At 64.9% G+C, this 4471-nt stretch carries 5 protein-coding genes and 1 pseudogene; 5 read left to right on the top strand and 1 reads right to left on the bottom strand.

All coding sequences use genetic code 11. The features are described 5' to 3' along the window. The 3 genes from B043_RS0107445 to B043_RS0107435 form a co-directional block, all read left to right on the top strand. On the top strand, positions 1-262 hold a 262-nt coding region (locus tag B043_RS0107445), incomplete at its 5' end, for a transposase (RefSeq protein WP_018461500.1). 132 nt (positions 263-394) lie between these two features. Continuing rightward, positions 395-1459 (top strand): prepilin peptidase, encoded by a 1065-nt coding sequence (locus B043_RS0107440; protein WP_018461499.1) that lies wholly within the window; start codon positions 395-397, stop codon positions 1457-1459. Between the two features lie 8 nt (positions 1460-1467). Beyond that, complete coding sequence (locus tag B043_RS0107435) at positions 1468-2394, top strand: nitroreductase family protein (RefSeq protein ID WP_018461498.1); 927 nt, start codon at positions 1468-1470, stop codon at positions 2392-2394. Positions 2395-2407: 13 nt separating this feature from the next. Here B043_RS0107435 and B043_RS0107430 read toward each other — a convergent pair whose 3' ends face one another. Next, positions 2408-3286 carry a C40 family peptidase gene (locus B043_RS0107430; RefSeq protein ID WP_018461497.1) on the bottom strand — a complete coding sequence of 293 codons (879 nt, stop codon included), beginning with the start codon at positions 3284-3286 and terminating at the stop codon, positions 2408-2410. Between the two features lie 105 nt (positions 3287-3391). Here B043_RS0107430 and B043_RS0107420 point away from each other — a divergent pair. After that, positions 3392-4185, top strand: a pseudogene (locus tag B043_RS0107420) (helix-turn-helix domain-containing protein); the annotation flags it as partial. 23 nt (positions 4186-4208) lie between these two features. Further along, positions 4209-4471, top strand: a 263-nt coding sequence (locus B043_RS0107415) for a transposase (protein ID WP_026234177.1), incomplete at its 3' end; no start/stop codon positions are given.

Below are 4471 nucleotides of genomic sequence, written 5' to 3'. Positions count from 1 at the left end.
CAAGGTGCTTTGGCCGTACCTGCGGAGCACCAACCTGATGGAGCGGTTTATCCGGGAGCTACGGCGGGGGACGAAGGTGCGGGACCACAAGTTTCCTAAGGAAGAGGCGGTGTACAAGCTTCTTTACCTGGAGTCGGAGAGGCAGGAAGGGAGGTGGGCAGAACGGAAACTAAAGGGGTTCTCGGAGGTGAAGGAGGTGCTGGAGAAGATGCTTCAGGAGCGGTATGCCCCCCGTACACAGACTCTTACACATAACTCTTGACACGACCAAGTAGGCGGTTTCCCTCTGAAACTCCAAGAGCTTCTGGTAGGCAGCTTCGGGCGTCACGGGGTAATCCTACACCACCCCCTTCAAAAGACTGTGAAGGCCAGGCTACCCCCGTAGAATGCCCGTATGTGGTCCCTCTTCGCCCTGCTTTTGGGCCTTGTGGTGGGGTCTTTCTTAAACGTGGTGATCCACCGTATCCCCCGGAAGGAGTCCATCGTTTTCCCTCCCTCCCGCTGCCCCCACTGCGGCCACCCTTTGGGCCCCCTAGACCTCGTCCCCATCCTCTCCTACCTCCTCCTTAAGGGGCGGTGCCGCTACTGCCGAAGCCCCATCTCCCCCCGCTACCCCCTGGTGGAGGCCCTGACCGGGGGGCTTTTTCTCCTGGCCAGCCGCTTTTATCCCCCAGGGGTGGAGGCCCTCCTGGTTTTCGCCTTCCTGGCCTTTTTGGTGGCCCTCTCCTTCCTGGACCTGGACACCTTTGAGCTTCCCGATACCCTCACCTATGGCCTCCTCTTCCTAGGGCTCCTTTCCGCCTACCTCCTTTCCTTCCCCCGACCCTTTGCCGAGGCCCTGGACGGGGCCTTGATCGCCGCCGGGGTCCTGGGGCTGGTGGCAGGGTACGGAGGGCTTTTCCTGAGGCGCTTCCGCGAGGCCAGGGCGGAGGTGCCCGTGGGACCCCACCAGGTGCACATGGCAGCCCTTTTCGGTGCCCTCCTGGGCCCGGGGGTGGGCATGGCCCTGGCCTTCCTCACCTGGGCCCTTTCGGGGCGCACGGGAAAACCCGTGGTGCTTCCCGACCGGATAACCCTTCCCCTCCTGCTCCTGGCCTGGATCCTGGCCCCCTACCTGGGAGCCGACCTCCTCAGCACCTTGAAAGGGTCCTTCCTGGCGGCAGGGGGGTTGGCCCTGGCGGGAGGGCTTTACTGGGCCTTCAAGCCCCAAGGGGAAACGGAGGAAGAGCCCATAGCCATGGGCTACGGGGACGTGAAGCTCCTTGGGGCCCTTGGGGCCTGGCTTGGGCTTTATAGCCTTCTCGCCCTTTTCCTGGGGGTGCTCTTCGGGGCCCTGGTTGGCCTGGCCTTCCGGCAACGGAAAATCCCCTTCGGCCCCTACCTGGCCCTGGGGGGGATTGTGGCTTTCTTCTACGGGGAAGCCTTGTGGCGGGCCTATCTGGCCTGGCTCGGGCTATAGTTAAGGGGATGCCGCTGGACCTCTCTCCCATCCTGGCCCAAAGGCGGAGCGTGCGCCGCTTCAAACCGATGCCCATCCCTGAAGGAGACCTGGAAAAGCTCCTCTTCGCCCTGCAAAGAGCCCCCACCGACGCCAGCGCCCAGCTGTATAGCGCCATCCGGGTCACGGACCCCGGGCTCAGGGACAAGGTGGCCCAGCTTTCCGGTAACCAGGAGCACATCCGCCAGGCAGCGGAGTTCTTCGTTTTCCTGGCGGACGTCCATCGCTTGGAAAGGCTTCTCGCCCACCGGGGGGAAAGGATGGCCTTCTGGCCCAGAACCGCCTTGCACTTTGCCCTCTTGGATGCAGGGCTTGCCGCCAGCTACCTGGCCCTTACCGCCGAGGCCCTGGGCTACGGGGTCTGCTTCATCGGAGGGGTGCTGAACGGGGTGGAGGAGCTCATCAACCTCCTGGAGCTTCCCAGAGGGGTCATCCCCGCGGTGGGCCTGGCGGTGGGCGTTCCGGATGAGGAAGGCCCCCCCAGGCCCCGGCTTCCCAGGAGCCTGGTGGTGCACGAAAACCGGTACCGGCCCTACAGCCCGGAGGACCTCGAGGCCGCCTTCCAGGCCATGGCCCCCTACAGCCGGGTGGGGGACTGGGGAAGGGTCCTGAGGCGGTACTTCGCCCAAGGGGGAACCATGGAGGAAAGGGAGACTTCCTACGGCCGGGCCCTGGCCCGGCAGGGCCTGGACCCGGACCTACCTCCCGGGGCCCCCTTCTACTCCCTGGGCGCCCTGCTGGCGGAGGCCCTGGGGGAAGCCCGGGCCGTGCTCTTCCGCAAGGGGGAGGCCTGGCTGGAGCGGGAAACCGAAGCCTTCCGAGGGGAAGGAAGCCCAGGGGAGGCCCTCCTCACCGCCTTGAGGAAGGCCCGAGGGGAGATGAAGGACTGGCCCTGAACCCCGGCGCAGCCTATCTCAAGGCCTCCTGCACCACCCGCCGGGCACCCCGGTAGGCCTTCTGGTAGAAGGGAGCCTCGAGGCTCTCGATCACCACCCGGCTCCCGTAGCTGCTGGCGTGGGCGAAGACCCCCCGGCCCAGGTAGAGGCCCACGTGGTCTATATCCTTTCCCCCAAAGCTGAAGAAGACCAGGTCCCCCGGGCGCAAGGACTCGGCGGCGGGAAAGGCCTGAAACTGCTCCCGGGTGGTGCGGGGTAGGGCTATGCCCAGCTCGGCGTAGACCTGGGCTACAAAGGCTGAGCAGTCCAGGGAGGTGGGCGAGTTAGCCCCGTACTTGTAGGGCACCCCCAGGTAGCGGAGGACGATCTTGAGAAGCGGGCTTTCCGGGTCGTAATCCTCGCCCACCGCCGGGGGGGATTCCCCCGGGTCACGGGCATGGCCTCCACCCTGGGACGAGGGAGGGGATTCCGGGGAGGCTTTTCCCCTGGATCCATCCTCCCCCCTGGGGGCCGGGATCCTCAGGGTCTGGCCCACCTTAAGCCCCGGCGTGGAAAGCCCGTTGAGGCGCATGAGCTCTTCCACCGTGGTGCCGTAGCGGCGCGCCAGGGAGAAAAGGGTATCCCCGGGGGCCACCACGTGGATGCGCTCCCCCCCTTGGGGAAGCCTGAGCACCTGCCCCGGCTGGATGAGGAAGGTATCCAGACCATTGAGGCGCATGAGCTCCTCCACCGTGGTGCCGTAGCGCCGGGCGATGGAGAACAGGGTATCCCCTGGGGCCACGGTGTGCGATAGGGCAGGCCCTTCCAAAGAGCCCCCTTGGGGAGAGCTCACCTGGGCCAGGGTCCAGGGGAAAAGCAAACATAGGACCGCCAGGGCCAACCTGCGGGGCATGGCCCCATTCTACAGGAGGAAGCGCCCCTGAACCCGGACAGACACATGTGAGACTGGACGAGTAAAAATGTGGGGACCACTCCAAGAGAGAGGGGGTCCCCACGGATGCAGCTTACCACGGTTGGCAAAGAGGTTTTGCGGGGAGCGCGGAAGGCCCGGGAACTCCAAGGTCAGCCCGAAGGGCTACCTTGAGGCCGGGGCCGGCGATCCCACGGTTCAGGACCGCTTACGGAAGCTCAAACAGGTGGAGGCGCTCAGGAAATACCGGGTGGGCTGGCCCGAGATCCAGGAGCTTTTGGGGATCAGCCGGGCCACCTATTACCGCTGGCGGAAACGCCTCAAGGAAGAGGGCCTTGCCGGTCTTAAGCCTCGGTCAAGACGTCCGCTTTGGGGCCCCTACCCCAAATGAACCGCAGCGCTTGTGGCGGAGGATTTACTGGTCTTCCGATCTGCTGATCCGGGTGGAAGCCCTAAGGAAGGAGAACCCCACCTGGGGCCGCTGGCCGATTTGGCTGACCCTAAGGAAGGAGGGCTTTGCGGTGAGCGAGCGCACCGTGGGGCGGATCCTGGCCTACCTGGAAGCACACGGCCGCGTGGAAAGCGTAGCCGCCTTTCTGGCCCAGGCCCGGCGGGGGAAGGGGGGGCGAAGACCCAGGAGGCCCTATGCGCAAAGGAAGCCCAAGGGATACGAGGTGGGTCACCCTGGCGACCTTATCCAGGTGGATACCCTCACCGTGACCCTGGGCCCTGGGGAGAGGATCCAGCACTTCTCGGCCGTCGACCTCTTCACCCGTTTCTCCCTTGCGGAAGTCCACACCCGAGCCACGGCCAACCTGGCAACCAGCTTTCTTGCCCGCCTGATGGTGCGAGCGCCTTTTCCTATCCGTGCGGTGGTCGTGTAAGGAATTATGTGTAAGGGTCTGTGTTTAATAGGGGGGCACACCTTAGACGGAGGAGGTGCCCCTTGGATCAGGATACCCTGCGGATCTTGCTGAGGGAAGCGGTGCGGGAGACAGTAGCCGAGGTTCTGCAGACGGTTCTGGAGCTGGACCGGACGGCCTTCTTGCAGGTGCACGGAGGCCGCAGGAACGGCTACTACCCCCGCAAGCTGGAGACCACCTTCGGCCAGGTGGACCTGAAGGTCCCTAGGGATCGGGAATCTCGGTATTACCCGGCTTTCCTTAA

Source organism: Thermus oshimai DSM 12092 (assembly GCF_000373145.1).
In the GTDB taxonomy this organism is placed as follows: Bacteria; Deinococcota; Deinococci; order Deinococcales; family Thermaceae; genus Thermus; species Thermus oshimai.
Note: the sequence above shows the minus strand (reverse complement) of the source record. Positions and strands in the feature narration are given on the sequence as shown.

What these genes read in the sequence shown, in the direction of transcription:
- B043_RS0107430 (WP_018461497.1), bottom strand. Translation starts at nt 3,286, where the DNA reads ATGCCCCGCAGGTTGGCCCTGGCGGTCCTATGTTTGCTTTTCCCCTGG.
- B043_RS0107435 (WP_018461498.1), top strand. Translation starts at nt 1,468, where the DNA reads ATGCCGCTGGACCTCTCTCCCATCCTGGCCCAAAGGCGGAGCGTGCGC.
- B043_RS0107440 (WP_018461499.1), top strand. Translation starts at nt 395, where the DNA reads ATGTGGTCCCTCTTCGCCCTGCTTTTGGGCCTTGTGGTGGGGTCTTTC.